The 17,322-nt window shown below is 48.6% G+C and carries 15 protein-coding genes; 6 read left to right on the top strand and 9 right to left on the bottom strand.

Translation table 11 applies throughout. The features are described from left to right. A partial coding sequence (locus ACQY6F_RS04890) for a MalM family protein (RefSeq protein WP_428772636.1) occupies nt 1–671 on the top strand: 671 nt, incomplete at its 5' end. 98 nt (nt 672–769) lie between these two features. Here the strand turns inward: ACQY6F_RS04890 and malZ are convergent. Then, nucleotides 770–2,608, bottom strand: coding sequence for a maltodextrin glucosidase (gene malZ, locus ACQY6F_RS04885; RefSeq protein WP_428772635.1), 1,839 nt, complete (start codon nt 2,606–2,608; stop codon nt 770–772). Continuing rightward, entirely contained in the window at nt 2,605–4,389 is a 1,785-nt protein-coding gene (locus tag ACQY6F_RS04880) for an alpha-amylase family protein (protein ID WP_428772633.1), read from the bottom strand. The genes malZ and ACQY6F_RS04880 overlap by 4 nt, the downstream gene beginning before the upstream one ends. Nucleotides 4,390–4,742: 353 nt before the next feature. Between ACQY6F_RS04880 and ACQY6F_RS04875 the strand changes: the two genes are divergently transcribed. Then, nucleotides 4,743–5,660: a cation transporter gene (locus tag ACQY6F_RS04875; RefSeq protein WP_428772631.1), complete on the top strand. Its 918-nt coding sequence runs from the start codon at nt 4,743–4,745 to the stop codon at nt 5,658–5,660. Nucleotides 5,661–5,782: 122 nt separating this feature from the next. Further along, nucleotides 5,783–6,535, top strand: coding sequence for a hypothetical protein (locus ACQY6F_RS04870; protein WP_428772630.1), 753 nt, complete (start codon nt 5,783–5,785; stop codon nt 6,533–6,535). A gap of 108 nt (nt 6,536–6,643) precedes the next feature. Here ACQY6F_RS04870 and ACQY6F_RS04865 read toward each other — a convergent pair whose 3' ends face one another. Together ACQY6F_RS04865 and nagB are read right to left on the bottom strand one after the other, a co-directional pair. Further along, complete coding sequence (locus ACQY6F_RS04865; RefSeq protein WP_428772628.1) at nt 6,644–8,176, bottom strand: phospholipase D family protein; 1,533 nt, start codon at nt 8,174–8,176, stop codon at nt 6,644–6,646. A gap of 191 nt (nt 8,177–8,367) precedes the next feature. After that, nucleotides 8,368–9,168 (bottom strand): glucosamine-6-phosphate deaminase, encoded by an 801-nt coding sequence (gene nagB / locus ACQY6F_RS04860; protein WP_428772626.1) that lies wholly within the window; start codon nt 9,166–9,168, stop codon nt 8,368–8,370. Nucleotides 9,169–9,522: 354 nt separating this feature from the next. On the opposite strand from nagB, the gene ACQY6F_RS04855 reads away from it, so the two are divergent. Next, complete coding sequence (locus tag ACQY6F_RS04855; RefSeq protein WP_428772625.1) at nt 9,523–9,774, top strand: DUF3081 domain-containing protein; 252 nt, start codon at nt 9,523–9,525, stop codon at nt 9,772–9,774. A gap of 264 nt (nt 9,775–10,038) precedes the next feature. Further along, nucleotides 10,039–11,274, top strand: coding sequence for a tetratricopeptide repeat protein (locus ACQY6F_RS04850; protein ID WP_428772624.1), 1,236 nt, complete (start codon nt 10,039–10,041; stop codon nt 11,272–11,274). A gap of 47 nt (nt 11,275–11,321) precedes the next feature. Here ACQY6F_RS04850 and sstT read toward each other — a convergent pair whose 3' ends face one another. From sstT to ACQY6F_RS04825, 5 genes are all read right to left on the bottom strand, one after another. Further along, nucleotides 11,322–12,542 carry a serine/threonine transporter SstT gene (gene sstT, locus ACQY6F_RS04845; protein WP_428772622.1) on the bottom strand — a complete coding sequence of 407 codons (1,221 nt, stop codon included), beginning with the start codon at nt 12,540–12,542 and terminating at the stop codon, nt 11,322–11,324. Between the two features lie 208 nt (nt 12,543–12,750). Next, nucleotides 12,751–13,818, bottom strand: coding sequence for a ribosome small subunit-dependent GTPase A (gene rsgA, locus ACQY6F_RS04840; RefSeq protein WP_428772620.1), 1,068 nt, complete (start codon nt 13,816–13,818; stop codon nt 12,751–12,753). Nucleotides 13,819–14,092: 274 nt separating this feature from the next. Beyond that, complete coding sequence (locus ACQY6F_RS04835; protein WP_428772618.1) at nt 14,093–14,545, bottom strand: copper chaperone PCu(A)C; 453 nt, start codon at nt 14,543–14,545, stop codon at nt 14,093–14,095. 2 nt (nt 14,546–14,547) lie between these two features. Beyond that, on the bottom strand, nt 14,548–15,147 hold the full coding sequence (locus ACQY6F_RS04830) for an SCO family protein (RefSeq protein ID WP_428772617.1): 600 nt from the start codon (nt 15,145–15,147) through the stop codon (nt 14,548–14,550). Then, entirely contained in the window at nt 15,144–15,578 is a 435-nt protein-coding gene (locus ACQY6F_RS04825) for a hypothetical protein (RefSeq protein WP_428772615.1), read from the bottom strand. Before ACQY6F_RS04825 ends, ACQY6F_RS04830 begins: the two co-directional genes overlap by 4 nt. A 405-nt stretch (nt 15,579–15,983) precedes the next feature. Here ACQY6F_RS04825 and ACQY6F_RS04820 point away from each other — a divergent pair, with 405 nt between their 5' ends. Beyond that, the gene (locus tag ACQY6F_RS04820) at nt 15,984–17,264 is read left to right on the top strand and encodes an HD domain-containing phosphohydrolase (protein WP_428772614.1); all 1,281 of its coding nucleotides are present in this window, start codon (nt 15,984–15,986) and stop codon (nt 17,262–17,264) included. Nucleotides 17,265–17,322: the final 58 nt, after the last annotated feature.

Here is a 17,322-nt window from a genome sequence, read left to right as displayed (position 1 = left end):
AACGGTTGAATAGCGACGGAGTCGTCACTCCCGTAGCGGGATTTTCGTTTGTTCCGACTCAGTCACAGGTCATTATTGAGTTATCAAGTGTTATTCAAAGTCTGGGAGTCTATTCACCGTCTTTGGCTCTGTATGACCAGGATTTCAAATTGCTGCGAACTTTTAGTTCGGCCAATTTTGACTACGATCGAAATGACTTCCTCAATTTAGACAAATTGCATGGTGAAGTCTCCATTTCTTTACCAACCACTGTCGCTAAGGTGTATGCGTTAATCTATACCACGCCAGAGGATATAGGCCAAAATACCGTCACACTTCATCCGGCTAAAGCATTTGCGATTGCTAAACGCAATGAACCGCCTAAGATTCCCGATCCAGTTGTAACCCATAAAGAATTTGGTGAGGTGAGGGTATCAATTCGCACCAGTTCTATTTTCGACGAGTTAGCCAGTGATTCAAAGTCACCTTCAGCACCGAATGTGCCGAAAACTGAAGTGGCGGCAAGCACAATAGCCGTTCAACCCGATACCAAGGCCTACTACCATAACGCGATTAAACAAGCGGTAGAGGCAGACCAGATTCCGAAAGCGCTTAGCCTGCTGGATGAAGCTAAGGCGCTCAATATTGAAGGGGCTCAGGAAGTGTTTGTTAAGGCGGTCAACGCCAAGTAGTGACAAGCGGCAATTCGTTTATGGATTAGTTGAATTCTTTATGCGTCCTTGACCCTCCGTACGGAGGGTCTTTTTTAGCCGTTGTCAGTTGCGTGTTGCTAAGCGAGCAACAGGCCGGACTGGGCAGGTACGCTGATGGATACGGTGTCGTTGTTGCCAGTAAAACTACCGGACTGCTGCAAATCGCGCCACAGCGTTTTATCTCCAGCCAACTGCCAGACCGGCAAGGTGACAGTGATCTCTGCCTGGCTGAGATTAAACGCCGCGATGACAGTATCTTCATGGTACTGGCGGGCAAAGGCAAAGCAGTGGTCATCTTGGTATAACAGCATAAAGTCTCCCATCTGCAGCGCCTGATGCTGACGTCGGATCTGGATTAACTGCCGGAAAAAGGGCAATTCTGCAGAGCTGTCGACATCTTGCCACGGCATACAGCGCCGGTTATCCGGATCGTGGCTGCCCAGCATGCCAAGCTCAGTTCCGTAGTAGAGGCAAGGTGTACCGACATAGCTAAACAGCAGCGTGGCGGCCAGCCTGAACAGGCGGGGCTGATCTTGGACTAGGTGTAAAAAGCGGGCGGTATCGTGGCTGTCGAGTTGATTCAGCTGCGACAGCTGATTGGGCCAGGGCAGTTTGGAACGCGCCTCGGCCAGCCAATCAATAAAGTCACTGACGCTCAAATCAATCGGGTCGAAAGCGATGTCCTGTTTGGCCAGCAAGGCCCGAACCGGGTGGGCAAAGCCGTAGTAGTTCATCGCGCCATCTTCCTGATCGCCCTGCAGCCACTGGGTCGCTTCAAAGAAGTGCTCGCCCAGTACGTAACAGTCCGGGTTGACCTGTTTGGCCGCATCTCGAAATGCCTGCACATAGTGGGCGTTGTTTTTGGCCCCTTCACCTTCTCCCAGCATATGTATGACATCAAAGCGCCAGCCATCCACCGAGTAGGGTGGTTTCAGCCAGTGCTTGATCACGGCATCTTCGCCCTGGTAGATGCAGTCGCGTACCTGCGGGTTATCAAAATTCAGCACCGGCAGGCTCGTAATGCCTTTCCAGCCGATATACTGCTGGCTGTCGCCGCTGAAAAAGTAGTAATCACGATAGGGCGAATCGGCTGATTGGTAAGCGCCCACTTGCGGGTGTAGCCCCTGTAAGTTAAACCAGGGGTGTTCAGTCGAGGTGTGGTTAAATACCGCATCGAGAATAATTTTCATCTGCCGTTGATGGATGTTGCTACACAGCCTGGCGAAATGCGGATTGCTGCCCAGGTGAGGGTCAATGTGGTAGTAGTCCGCGGTATCGTACTTGTGGTTACTCGGCGCAGTAAAAACCGGGTTAAGGTAGAGTGCCGTAACGCCAAGCTGTTGCAGGTAATCCAGCTTGCTTTCCACACCGTACAGGTCACCACCGTAAAACTCGCAGCTGCCGATGTTGCCTTCGGTATCTACAGGCTCTCCCCACTGTTTTGCCACCACAGATTTGCGGCCGCCTGAGACAAGATACTCACCGCTTGTGACGCTGATGTCCGGTTTGCCGTTGCAGAAGCGGTCGGGAAAGATCTGATAAAAAACTTGCTGACAGACCCACTCAGGTGGCTGATGGCGGGCATTGTATTTGAAATGACTCTCACGGCCGGGTACGCGGCCGTGCACCCCTTTACCATCGAGCCAGAACTGCTGCCGGTCGGTTAACAGCTTGAAAGCATAGTGACTAACGTCCCGGTCACGGTTGAGGCTAATGGTCACCTGCCAGTAATTAAGCTGCTCTGTTCCACCACAGAGTGTCATGTCGACCAGGTATTCTTCGTTGTCCGGCTCATGGCGGACTTGTACCCGCGTGAATCGGGTGGCTTTCTCGGTGGCCAGAGTCAGCACCAGCTGATCGTCTTGTCTGGTTAACCAGCGGTCGCTCTGACCGTGGTAGATAAATGGTAGTATCATGATATACGCTCCTGTTCCAGCTCCAGTAAAAGGCTGGCCAGTGGCGCTAAATCGAGCGCGATAGTGCCGATTTGATCCGTTATCTGCAATGTGTAGCAGTCTTGAGTGAGCTTATCGGTAAGTAAGTAATCACCATCTGCAATGCCCCAATATTGAATCAGGCCTTGCGGAATCATCAGGTCTATATGTGTGTCTCTGTCCGGGCTGAAATTAGCCACCAAAATCAGTTTTTGCTCGGCGCAGCTGCGGGCAAAGGCGAATAACTGGTGCGGCATATCGGCAAAATTAGCGAAATTATCACCGTACAAATCATGGTAGTCTCCTACCAGAGCCGGGCTGGTCAGGCTAAGGTTCAGCAGTCGTTGGTAGAACTGGCGCAGCTGTTTTTCCTGTTCGGTAAGCTGACCACCGTCAAACTTGCCCTGGTTCATCCAGCGCTGGTGGTGTGGCACACCGACATAATCAAAGATGGAGGTGCGGGAAGGCTGGCCAAATCCTGCCTGTTCCGCTGCGGGTTCACCAACTTCCTGGCCAAAATAAATCATGGTTGGAGACGAAGAAAGACAGGTCGACACCAACATAGCCGGGCGTGCCTTATCGGCGTCTCCGGCAAATTCCGGTGAAGCAAATCGCTGCTCGTCATGGTTATCGAGAAAATGCAGCATATGGTGCTCGATATCGCGCAGCTGATACTGGATGCGGCCAATCGCGCTCGTTGAGCCATGACCCTGTACGATAGTTTTTAACGAGTCATAGAGGTCCACCTTGTCATACAAGTAATCCATTTTGCCGAGCTGAATATAGTCCCGATAAAGCTGTGGCTGATATACCTCTGCCAGCAGGAATGCGTTCGGGTTGACTTGTTTGATCGAAGAGTTGAGATAGCTCCAGAATTCGACCGGAACCATCTCGGCCATATCATAGCGAAAGCCGTCCACGCCTTTATTAAGCCAATACAGGGCGATATCGCGAAATTTAATCCAGGAATCAGGCACAGACTGCAGTTGCCAGAATTCAAAATGGTCCTGATGCGAATGATGGCGAAACTCGTCGGGCAGCTGTGCAAAATCTTTGCTGCCATCGGGTCGGACGCCGTAATTCACCTTTACGGTTTCGTACCAGTCGTCGAGATCGGGTTTGGCTTTGCGCGCGCCGTTGCCGGTCCATTTGGCGGGGACTTCCTGATACGGTTTCTGCATTGCCGGGTGAAGTTCGCCACCGAGTGGCAACATGTCATCCGGGAAGTCGGGCAGTTGAAAGGGCTCTTCCGGCAGATAGTAGAAATTGTTGTCACGGGCGTATTCAACACTGTTGTCATCGTCACTGCCAAAATCATGCACTCCGGCAGGATTATTTAGGCCCCGGTAGCAACGGGCGACATGGTTGGGGACTATATCTATGATGACTTTCATGCCCGCTCTGTGAGTGCGCGCAATCAGCTGATCAAATTCAATATTCCGCTGCGCCGGGTCGTCGGCTAGGTCCGGATCAACCGAATAGTAGTCCTTCACGGCATAAGGAGAGCCGGCTCGGCCTTTTACCACCGCCGGATGATCGTTTTCAATACCGTATTGTTGATAATCGGCCACCATGGCGTGATGAGGCACACCGGTATACCAGATGTGAGTGATACCCAGCTTGGCGATTTCACTAAGTGCCAGGTCGGTAAAATCACTAAACTTTCCCACACCATTTTGCTCAATAGTGCCCCATGGCGTAAGGCTGGTGGTCTGGTTACCAAACAGGCGGGTGAAGACTTGATAAACCGTATACTTTTTCATATTCAATCCCGTTATTGGACTGAGCATAGGCTACTGGATGGATATCGGCAAAAGATCCTCCCCACGTCTCAATTATGGGGGCGTAGAACGGCGTTGAATCACCAAAGTGTGAAGTGCTACTAAATTGCTACCGTGGTTCAGCTAGCAACCGGCCTGCACTCCACAAACAGCGAAGTCGTTCAGTCGTGATGATCATGTAGCTTAATACAGTAAAGGTAAGCTCTTGTTTAGTTTAGCGTAACGGCGTTCAAAGCAAATGATTTTATAACAACTCTTAGCTAAGATGAGGGTCTTAAACCAAATCGACGACTGTCATTGGGCTTTGCCGGTCAAGAGTCAGAGGGACACTACTGATGCAAAATGAAATCGTTCGCGTGGAGCAGGGCGCGATTCGACTGGGAATTATCGCCAATGCGGTGATGGCTGTATCCGGTTGGGTGGCTTACCACTATTCAGGCTCTCAGGCGTTGCTACTGGATGGCAACATGTCATTCATACTGTTTCTGACTTCTATCGTGGCACTGAAAATCTCTGCCATTAAAAGTCATCGTTCGGAGAAGTTTCCATTTGGCCTGTTTGTTACTGAAGCTCTGTATGCCTTGATGAAAGGGTTGCTGCTATTAGGGGTAATTATTGCAGCGTTGACGGGCAATGGTTCCAAGGTGATTCAATATTTGTCCGGGGAGGCAATCGCGCCAATTAAAACCGGTATTATCATCTATTATGCGCTCGCCATGGTCGCAATCTGTTTTGCGCTGGCCTTCTCTTACCACCATAAAAACAAACAGATTCAGATGGCCAGCGGCATGTTAAAAGTCGATCAGCGCTCTTCGATGATTGATGGAATATTATCCGCGGCCACTGGTAGTATATTGGTGGTGATAGGATTCGTTCCGGTCGGTTCTAAATTTGATTTCTTGTTGTACATAGGTGATGCCATTTTGGTGATTATTCTGGCACTGCTGATGCTCGGCCAACCGGTAAAAATTATAAAGCAGGCGTTTATCGAACTGGTAGGCGGGAAATTACAGAACCAGCAGCAGTACCAGGCCATTAAGCAGATGGTTTTGGCTGAATACGACCAACAGGGGATTGCACTAAGCGATTACAGTATCAGTAAAACCGGTTCCAGCTATCTGATCATTCTGGTGGTCAGCCAGCCGGTGATCGCGGCAGAAAGTAACCGAGACTGGCAGGAGAGAAAACAGCGCCTTAAGCAGCGCCTGATTGATCAATTCGGTTTTGTCGATTTAGAAATCGTGGTGGCGTAGCCGGTTTGCCGATACCTATTGATTATTCGAATAATAACTAACAGTTGCGTTGAGCATTAATTGTGTAGACTCGCGGGATCTTTCCCTGTTCCCTTGTTTCGATAACATTCTTGAGGTCCTACATGAAACTTAAGCTCCTTGGTAGCGCGCTATTAGCCAGCGCAGCGATGATTCCAGCTCACGCATCAGCCACCACTTTAGTCGGTATCGTCGGATTTGAAACAGCCAAAACGGTGCAACCGACCGACAAAAAGGATAAACAACAAGTCGAGACGATTCTGCAAGCGGTTAACCTGGATTTTCTGGGTTTAAACTGGAACAACATTACCGCAGCCAAGTGGGATCGTAACGGTGAAATTACCGTTGCGCGCAACTGGGCGTACGGCTTCTGGAATGATAACTACGGTATGTCTGTGGATCTGATCAAAGGCGACTGGCAAGGCGCTGGCCCAAACATTGGCGCGGTAGGTCTGGCCTACCAAAATTGTTGGGATAGTTTTTGTCTGCGAGCGAACCCCACTCTGGCGGCGATCGATATTAAAACGACTGGTGGTGATGTAATCAAAGACAACGGTGCCCAATTAAACGTTAAGATGGATTACGCATTCAACGACACCTTTAGCGCCACTTTCCATCCCCAATATGCGACCTGGAATTCCGATGATTTAGGACAAACCCTCAAGCTGGAATTTGGTTTGACGGCCAACCTGACGGCCGACAAGCGTCACAAGCTGATGTTTGTCCATGAGCAATTTATGGTCAATAAAAAATCCACCGATATGAAAACCCGCTATGTCGGCGAAGATTCGCCACTAGGCGGTTATGTCACAGGTACCGAAGCGACATACAAAATACGTTACGCTTACGTATTCTAACCGACCAAAACTCCACAACAAAGGCCCATCCTTGATGGGCCTTTGTTGTCTTTTATCCACCCTCAGCAGGTTAGTTCAGTTGCGCATATTCGGCCTTCTGGACTCCCGCTACAATTGGTCTTCTATTGGCAACCAACCGGCAAACCAGGCGCCCAGCTTGCGCCAGATACTCGCACCGGGCTCATCGGTCAACAGTTGCTGATTGAGCGGATCGAACCAGACTAACTCGCCATCCTTGACCTGAAGCTGATACGCATTTTCACGCAGTTCTGCGAAAATTTCCCGTCGCGTCTTGGCGACATAATCCCGCTGTTCGACTACCACGGCTAATTCGGTGTTTAACTCTGCCGAGCGGGGATCCCAGTTCATTGAACCGACAAACAGCTGATCGTCATCGATCAACATCATTTTGGCGTGTAAGCTGGCCCGGCTGCTGCCGGTCAGGCTCCAGCGACTTTTCAAGCTGGCATTGGCTTTTACTTCCCACAATTCCACGCCACCTTCTACCAAAGCCTGACGATATTTTGCATACCAGCCGTGTACCGCAAACACATCGTTGGAAGCGAGTGTGTTGGTGACTACGGTTATCTTTTTGCCTTGTTTGACGGCTTTGATTAACGCTTGAGTACCGGCCTCTGTCGGGACAAAGTAGGGGGAAATCAGCAGCAGTCGGTTATCTGCGTGCTGCAACAGTTGCAACAGGTTATCCACCAATAGACTGTTACTGTCTTCGACTTTGGTTGGTAAATCGTACCAAAGTTCCCCTTTGCCCCAGTAGAACTTCAGCTGCTTTTGCACCATTTTCTGATATAGCGGCAGCCGGGTTAAGTCGTATTGACCGGCAAAAAAGTATTGTTTGATATTAGAATCCGCCATCCAGGATTCAATCTTTTGCGGCTGAAACCTGCCCTGTCCCGGCACAATCAGCTCAATTGGAACGGCAAACTCGCTATTCCAGTAAATATCAAATTGCTCAGCGGTCTGGCGCACTGTATTACCAATCAAGAGCAAGTCAAAGTCGGCAAACTCAACCGAAGACATAAAGGAGAAGTATTCATTGCCGATATTTCGCCCACCGACGATAGCCGCCACGCTGTCTGCGGTTAACGATTTATTGTGCATCCGTCGGGTCAGCCGCGACATATCGCTTAACATCGCCAGACCGCGTGCACTGCGGTATTGGTGTGGATTGAACAGCCGGATTTCGATATTGGGATGCTGACTTAGATAAGCCATATTTTCATCATTGCGATTTTGCATATCATCAAGCAATACCCGAACCCGTACCCCGCGTTCGGCTGCCAGGTAGAGCCGCCAAGTCATCAACTGGCTGGTTTCATCGTCACGGTAGATATAATACTGCACATCCAGGCTGTGTTCGGCAGCATCAATAATCGCCAGTCGGGCCAGCAGGGCATCATGGCCGGTTGCGAGGGGATAGAAACCGGTTTTGTTGCTGCTGTCGACATTGAGTTCGGAAAAATAGCGGTCCAGTTTAGACCCTTGCTGATAGCCCAGGTGAAAACTGGCATTTTTGTCGGGGAAATCATTGCGCACTGTACCGGCACAGCCAGAGATGAATGCGGCCAGCAGCAAAGAAAAAAGGAGGAAATAAAGATTACGGCTGAGAATTCTCGGCACCGGATATGTTCCTATCGTCAGCAAATTGAGTATCTGCACAATACTATAAACGCTAGCCTTAAAGAGAGGTACCGTCCAGTGAAAAGACTGACAAAGATTTGTTACATTGGGCGTTATTTGATTGGCGGAAACAAAAAAAGCGCCGCAACAAGTACGACGCAATAACCCCAAAAAATGCCTTTAAAAATGGGTTAATAACCTTTGATATTTTCTGCTTCCAGTTCAGTAAAGTATTTTACGGTTTTGACTTTCAGTTCCTGGGTTGAAGGGGCATCACATACCATCACTGCTTTAGGGTGCAGTTGCAGAGCTGATACTGTCCAAAGATGGTTGACTGAACCTTCAACTGCAGCTTGAAGTGCCAACGCTTTATTATGACCTGTGATCAGAATCATGACTTCTTCTGCGTCGAGTAAGGTTCCTACGCCGATAGTCAGTGCGTATTTAGGTACCTGATCGATGTCGCCATCGAAAAATCGTGAATTGGCAATACGGGTATCTTCGGTCAGAGTCTTAATCCGGGTGCGGGAAGAGAGTGATGATGCTGGCTCATTGAAAGCGATATGGCCATCATTGCCCACACCACCCATAAACAGGTTGATCTTGCCGTAAGATTTAATTTTTTCTTCGTAGTACTTGCATTCCTGATCGTGGTCGTCACTGTTGCCGTTTAGCAGATTGATGTTGTCGTGCTGAATATCAACATGGTTGAAAAAGTTATTAAACATAAATGAGCGATATGACTCAGGGTGATCGGCAGGGATACCCACATACTCGTCCATGTTGAATGTCACCACGTGTTTAAAACTCACCTGGCCAGCCTGGTAGAGTTCAATCAGTGCTTTGTAGGTCGTAAGCGGAGTTCCGCCAGTCGGTAAACCCAAAACAAAAGGACGCTCGGCGGTTGGTTGAAATTCATTGATACGCTTTGCGATGTGTGCCGCCGCCCATTTACCGACTTGTGCTGCATTATTTAATGGGATTAGTCTCATGTGATGCCTCTACTTCTCAATTCGTTGCCGATGTTTTCAACCCGCGCGATACTGTATCGCTCATGTTTTCAGGGTGATTAAGCGCCCCATCGCTCCATTAATTTGCATTATAAAATAAGTTGTCGGTTGTCGCTATTGTTTTCGGTCAATTTTTGCCGATTAATCCTGTTTTATTACGCTTTAAGGTTGATTTTTAAGTGTTTTTAATAAGAAAAAACACGAAGTGAAACAAGTGGTTTTGTATTAAATCATCGATAAATCAGTGTGTTATAAATTAAGTGCTACTGGATTGGCGAAATCAGTCTGAACTTTACATACTTTAACTGTGATTAAGTTTTACGACAGGAGTTTGATGTGAAAAACGAATTAGACCCAACCGCGATATTGCATGCCTATGAAACGGTAATGGAAAATGGCACTCCGACCGAACTAGGCAAAATGTATCAGGGCATTGAAGCGTTTACCGATTACGATGGTTATAACATCTATATGCGGGGGAACGGGGTAGAACTGCGAATGGGGTTTCACAATACCTATGAACTGAACTACGACCAGGAACACTTGCGGGATAGCTTTTTAAGTAAGATTGCTCAGTTACATAAATAATGTGTCACCAATTTATGTACATTGAGTTGGCTGATAAAACGGAGGTGGTTTCAGCTTCCAGATTATCAATGGTAAACACGGGTGAATTTAGCTCAGCCCTTTTCACGACAGGCTTGGTTATTTTGCCGAGCATTATCACGCTTTGATTCAATCAGGCAATGGCATTTTGATTGCTGTGACATAATCATTCGAAAGATAGTCAAGAATTGCGCCTGGCGGCCGATAGTAAACAGTAAAGCCAGGCATCTGATAGAAGTGTAATGGATGAGTGTGATAGGTATAGCAATAGGCGCAGCGGGATTGGCTCTGTTACTGCTGGTCGCGTGGATGTTTGCGTTGTCGTTGAAAAAAAAACGTCTTGAGCTTGAAAAGCGTGAGCGTGAAACCGCTTATCGTAAAGCGCTGGAAAAAAGTCGTAAACAAGAGCATGAAGAACGAATCGCAAAAGCTGAAAACGGTCATGTTCCGACGATTTTATATCTGGCGAAAGAAGCGGAGCGCACTAATCTGGTCGAATCTCTGCAGTGGTATCAAAAGGCCGCTGAGCTGGACAACATTACCGGCATGTACGGTATCGTTCGTGTCAGTGATCGTATGCGCCAGGATCTGGTGCTCAAAGAGCAGGTCAAATACTGGAAAACCTGCATCTCCGCGATGGAAGGCGATCATATGGCTAAGTTTGACGCTGCGATAGCGCTGTTCCATGGCCGGGGTATTGATCAGAACACCACTAAAGCTCTGGAAATGATGACTCAGGCCGCGGAAGCGAACAATACTGACGCCATGCTGTTCCTTGGCGATTGGTGTCAGTCTGAACATAATGTGGAACCTAAACTTGCCGATTCAAGCTACTGGTATCGCCGTGCCGCCCAGCATAAGAGCAGTGAAGGCTGCATGAAGTTGGGGCTGAATTACCTAAATGGTATCGGAGTAGAGAAGGATCATTTGCAGGGCTGTTACTGGCTGGAGCGGGCCGCAGAGCAGGGTAATGCCCAGGCGATGTTTTATGCCGGCGAAGCTTGGAATGACTGGGGCAGCAGCGGCAATGCCATCGCCTATATCTGGCTTTTTCTCGCTTCGCAAATGGGTTATCCGAAAGCGAAAACCCTGCGCGATCAAGTGGCACTAAAAATCGGCGTTGATAATGTGGTCGGTCTGCAATCCCTGGCTAAGCCACTGATCCGTAGGATTCAAACTGGCGATACCAGCAAACACACCATCATCCGTGCGTTAAATAAGCTGTACAAACGCAAGGTACCGTTACTCAAAGAAGACTCCGGTAACGAAGAGAGCCTGGATTTGCTGCAGGCCGCTGAGCGTGTGGCAGAGAGCCAAGCTCAAACGCAAACGGAGAGTGAAGCCATCCCTCAAAGTGACCGGTCGGGACTTGTTGCATCGGAACCTCCACTCAATTATGCGCCGCTACAGGCAAGCGTGACTGAAGCGCCCAAATTAAACTCACTGGATTTTTCCTCGACCAACATGGACAAATCTCAATAACAAAAAAAACCGCCATGCGGCGGTTTTTTTCTTTTCAGCAATAACGATTACGCGTCATTATTTTTCTGCAGAGATTTACATACTGCAGCGGTAAAGACTACGTCGGTAGAGCTGTTCAGGGCAGTTTCAGCGGAGTCTTGTACCACACCGATGATAAAGCCAACCGCAACAACCTGCATCGCTACTTCATTTGGAATACCAAACAGGCCACACGCCAGTGGGATAAGCAGTAGTGAACCACCCGCAACACCAGAAGCGCCACACGCAGAGACTGCAGCAACTACGCTCAGCAGCAGAGCTGTCATGATATCGATCTGAATACCCACAGTGTGTACTGCTGCCAGAGTCAGTACGGTAATAGTGATCGCAGCACCAGCCATGTTGACGGTTGCACCCAGTGGGATAGAAACAGAATAAGTGTCTTCGTCCAGATCCAGTTTTTCACACAGTGCCATGTTAACCGGAATGTTCGCCGCACTTGAGCGGGTGAAGAACGCCGTTACGCCACTTTCACGCAGACACTGGAACACCAGTGGGTAAGGGTTTTCACCGGTTTTCAGGAATACGATAATCGGGTTAACCACCAGTGCGATGATGAACATTGCACCCAGCAGTACAGCCAGCAACTGAGCATAACCTGCCAACGCAGAGAAGCCGGTAGTTGCAAGAGTAGACGCCACCAGACCAAAGATACCGAACGGTGCCAGGCGAATAATAAAGCGCACAATTTGTGAAACGCCGTGGCTCAAATCTTCAAATACCGCTTTAGTCGTTCCAGATGCATGGTGCAGGGCCAGACCCAGACCAATAGCCCAAGCCAGAATGCCGATGTAGTTTGCATTCATTAGCGCATTGACCGGGTTATCAACCAGTTTGAACAGCAGCGTGTTCAGAACTTCGGCAATACCCTGTGGTGGTGTGGTGCCTTCCGCGCCCGCAACCAGAGTTAAGGTTGTTGGGAACAAGAAGCTCAATACCACAGCCGTTAACGCGGCAGCAAGGGTACCTACCAGGTATAGAACGATGATAGGACGCATGTTGGTGTGCTGGTTCTTCTTCTGGTTCGCGATAGAAGCCGCAACTAAAATGAATACAAGAATGGGGGCGACGGCTTTCAACGCACCAACAAAAAGGTTACCCAGAATACCCGCGCTTTGGGCAGACTGAGGAGAAATGGTTGCCAGGGCAACACCGAATATAATACCGGTAAGTATCTGCAGTACCAGATTACCCCGGGCAAAACGGGCTATTACGTTAGACTGTTGCATAATTATTTATACCATCAATATGTTTGGGCGAAAGTAAGTTAAATTCAAAATGAATTACTAACAAAGCTAATAGTAACTATGCGAGAGGTTGTGTCTAGATTTAATTGATATTTAGCATTAAAAATTACTGGCACGTAGAATTTTTGATATTTTATGTTGGATTTTGTTAACAATCTGTGATTAAAAAGGGGCCGTAGCCCCTGAATTGTTAACTCTTCATATTTCGCTTGCGCGAGTCATTTTGAATCGATTTGTACAACTTTGTCTGTTGGCGGTGTTTGGCTCGCTGCTCTGCCAGACTGGTCGAGTTGCGGGCTTGTTCCCGTTTCAGTTTTCGGTAGTTATCCAGCCTGCGCGAATCTAAATCTCCGCTTTCTATGGCAGCAGTGACGGCACAACCAGGTTCACTGCTGTGCTCGCAATCGCTGAAGCGACAACGTTCGGCCAGCTGTTCGATATCACTAAAGGTTTCTGCGACACCGTCGGCGCACTCGGTCAGTTGCAGCTCCCGCATTCCCGGAGTATCAATTAATACGCCTCCTGATGGCATTAGATGCAACGAACGAGCAGTCGTGGTGTGTCGGCCTTTACTGTCATCTTCTCTGATGGAACCGGTCAGCTGGCATTCCAAGCCAAGCAAGGTGTTAATCAGAGTTGACTTGCCGACACCAGATGAGCCGACCAAAGCGACCGTTTTACCGTTACCACACCAGTCCAGCAGTTTATCGCGACTGGATGGTTCCAAGGCGTTGACCGCTTCGATAGACATCAGTGGGTCAATAGCCTGCAGTGATTGCCTGAGTTCATGCCAGTTTGCGACCAAATCGATTTTGGTCAGAACAACCACCGGCTCGACCTGGGCCTGACGTGCCACGGCCAGGTAGCGTTCGATGCGGCTCAGGTTAAAGTCGTCGTTGACTGAACAGACGATAAACACGGTATCTATGTTGGCAGCAATATATTGTTGCGTAACCCGAGGGCCAGACGCTTTGCGCTGAAACAGTGATTCACGCTCCAGCAACCGGACAAACTGACCTTGTTTGTCGATCAGAATCCAGTCTCCCACTGCCATTTCAGGCATGGTCGGGCGAATTGCCAGGGTTATATTGCCGGTTTCACCTAGCAGCCGGTATTCACTGCGATGATGTTCAGTAATTCTGGCGCAGTCAAACTGCTCCAGCTCTTCCAGATCAAGTTGGCGTTGAAAACGTTGGTTCCAGCCAAGCTGGCTGAGTCGGTAACCAGTTTCAAGACTGGCTAAATTAGGTTTGTACATTGGATTACCCCAGACAAACGAACAGAGTTCTCTGTCTTACATTAAACAGATAAGGCTAGGGTCAAATTTGGAGACCCCGGTTAAAGGCACCGGGCAAAAGGAGAGTCAGACGAAGGCTTGTTTAGCCGTCAACCTTCCTGCTTGCAGGTGCTGATACCAATACAATCATCTTGTTCCTCCAGTAAAATTGGGTGAGTAAGCGAACCAAGAGTAGCAGAACTGACAGAATATTGCTTAATAGTAGCTGCTACTTATTACCTGCTTTTACACTCAGTTAGTGTTGTTTCATTTTCATGCCGGCCATGACTTTTTTCACCGGCGCATCGAAAGAAAAACGACCGCCGTCTTCATAAGTCAGGGTGATGGTCACTTTTTGTCCCTCAGCCAGCGGTTGGGTGATGCCCAGTAGCATAATATGCAAGCTCCCCGGTTTGAGTACCAGATCGCTGTTGGCTTTCACCCGTATTGAATCTATCTGACGCATTTTCATCACCTCACCTTCGACAATTACGTCATGCAGCTCGACTTTTTCTGCGGCATCACTGGCGGCCGAGACGATTACCCGATCTGCCTTGTCATGGTTAATAAACGTGGCAAATACCGCACTGTTAACGGCATTAGGCGGCGTTGCCCGTGCATAGGCTTGACTGACAGCTAAATCGCTATTGGCATTCGCCAATGGACTCAGCGTCAGGGCAGTAATGAGGAGTGTTTTCAGTAGTTTCATTGTTATTTTCCTTCTTTTAGTACCGTTTGAATTGCCGCCACCAGCGGTGCTGGCGACAAGGTATGCGGTACTTTAGTAATCAGGGTTCCGTCTGGCTCAAGGAAATAAAAATAGGAGCTGTGGTCTAGGGTGTAACCCAGTTCGGAATTTTCCAGTTCCGTTTTGCGGAAAATCACACCATATTTATGCGCCAGTGGCGTGGTGATATTTAATGATGCGGACAACCCGTCAATACGGCTATCAAAATATTGCGCGTATTGATGAGCGGCATCCGGTGCATCACGTTCTGGATCGAGTGAGATAAATATTGGCCACAGCTGCTGAGTCAGTTTCGTATCCAACTGCTGCAGGGCTCCTGCCAGCATAGCAAGCGATGTCGGGCATACGTCCGGGCAGCGGGTAAAACCAAAGTAGACGATACGTATGCGCGGATCGGTAATATCAAACAGGGTGACAGGTTGAGCATTTTTACCCTGCAGTATGGTTGTTTCTGCCGATGCCAAACTGTCAACCTGGGTTTCTGCGGGCTGATTGTTCATCAGGTTTACGCCAATACCGGCTAAAAAAGCAATCGCTAACAGTGCTATCCATTTACGGTTCATCGTTTCATCCTTATAGCCGGAAAGACGGACTTGTCTCCATCGGTGAGCTGGCCGAGCCAGGTCATCTCTTCACTGCTGCATACCGGCAGCGTGACGGTACCTTTGTACTGGCCTTCGGTTACCTGATTCAGCTGAACCATAACTGTGCCCATCTCCATTTCGCGGCCCTTCAGGGTTAAAATAAGTGTTGACGTTGTACTGCCTGGCCAGTCCACAGTGAGTTCGGCCGGCCGCAGCGGCGCCACGGAATCGCTTTCCAGCTGCATGCTGACTCCGCCTTGTAAACACGGTAGCGATGATAAGGTGCAGTATTGTTGATCGTCGGGTTGTGCGGAGGTTTGCTGCAGGTAGTGAATGGCTTCTGGGGCAAGGTATCCCAGTAAGATGACTGCGGCAATGATCACCAGCTTACTGATGTTGAGATTGGCCATAAGCTAAGACTCAGATAAAAATAATTTTTTTCGCGAAATTGTAGCGACTTTCTAACTGCAATACCATCAAAGATCGGTCAACAGGTTAACATGCCTCTGGAGTGGCAAGCGCCGTAACACCATAGCATCGAATTTCTTTAGTCCATTTGTCTGAACCTGCTTGGAGATAACAGATCGTGCAATGCATAAATATTCCGACACTCATTTATGCTTAATTTTAATTAAATCAGTAAATTAAGCGTAATTTCTGTCATCAGGTTGCACGCGAATAAGATTTGTAGCACATTTTATTCAAGCGGTTGAGAAAGATAATAAAGAATGTGCATATGGTTAATCTTAAGCCGAAATATCTGTGCTAACTTATTAGCTGTCTACTAATAAAAATAAGCGATAGGTCGGTTGGATATGGACAATATAGCAGATCAGCTAAGTCTTAATTTACGTTCACTGTTTATCAGTGTTTCCAGGGCGTTAGATTCGGTGGGGGTTGATGATTCCTACCATGGTTTACGAGTGGGTTATATATCGTATCGGTGCGCACAACAGCTAGGCTGGACGGAAGAACAGGCGCAACTGGCGTTTTATGCCGGTATTGTACACGATTGCGGGGTTTCTCACGGACAGGAGCTAACCAGCTTGTTGGGTACTCTGGTTCCTGACGATACCTATGCCCATTGCTACAAGGGCCATCAATTACTGCAAGCCTGTCAGCCTCTGGCCAGTTTTGCTCCGGCCATCTTGCATCACCACACCTGGTGGCAGGAGTTAAAAACCAACACCACGCTGAGCGAATATGACAAACAATTGGCCGCGCTGGTGTTAGTGGCGGATCGTACCGATTACCTTCTCTGTAATACCGAGCGGGATGCTTTTGGGAATTTCACGTTAGCCAAGCGGCGAGAAATTGCTGAGAAGTTGACCAGTTGTGCCGATGGAATGCTTAATCCGGCAATGGTGTCTGCAATTGCCAGGCAGGTGGATTGTGATGATTTCTGGTTTGCACTGGTTCCACGTCACATCGAGTTGATCGCGTCGCAGTTTAACGACGTGACCTTTATGATGCGGAAACTAAAGCTGGATGAGATTATTCAGTTGGCTGAATTTATTGCCGCGATTGTCGATGCCAAGAGTCCATTTACCTTTCATCATTCAAGACATGTGGCACTGCTGTCTGAATTTTTGGCAGGTGAACTGGGGTATAGCGATAATGCGCAGCGGTTACTTTATCTTGCCGGCTTATTGCACGATATTGGTAAGTTGCGTACACCAGAGCCGGTATTGCACAAACCGGGGAAATTAACTGAACAGGAATACCTGTGTATTAAGCGTCACGCAACCGATTCACGCTTCGCCCTTATGCACCTGTTCGGCAACAATAAAGTGGTGGATTGGGCCTCTAGCCATCACGAACGCCTTGATGGTAGTGGTTATCCAATGGGACTGACCGCTGAACAACTGGACCAACCCAGCCGTATTATCGCCGTAGCGGATGTGTTCCAGGCGATGACACAGTCTCGTCCTTATCGCGATGGAATGTCGCTGGAACAAGCATTGGATACGATGGCAAAAATGGTCCAGGAGCAGCAGTTGGATGTGGATGTCTATCGCTGCTTGTGGGCAAATGCCGAGCACTGTTTTCAGCTCTCAACCCAACCTCAAGCGGTGTTAGATAAACTACGCGCCTGATTTCTCAGGCGCCAATAGTCATCACATCCCTTCATTAGTTACGGGGATGTGGTCTTCT

Source organism: Vibrio sp., from assembly GCF_050299255.1.
Lineage (GTDB): Bacteria > Pseudomonadota > Gammaproteobacteria > Enterobacterales > Vibrionaceae > Vibrio.
Note: the sequence above shows the minus strand (reverse complement) of the source record. Positions and strands in the feature narration are given on the sequence as shown.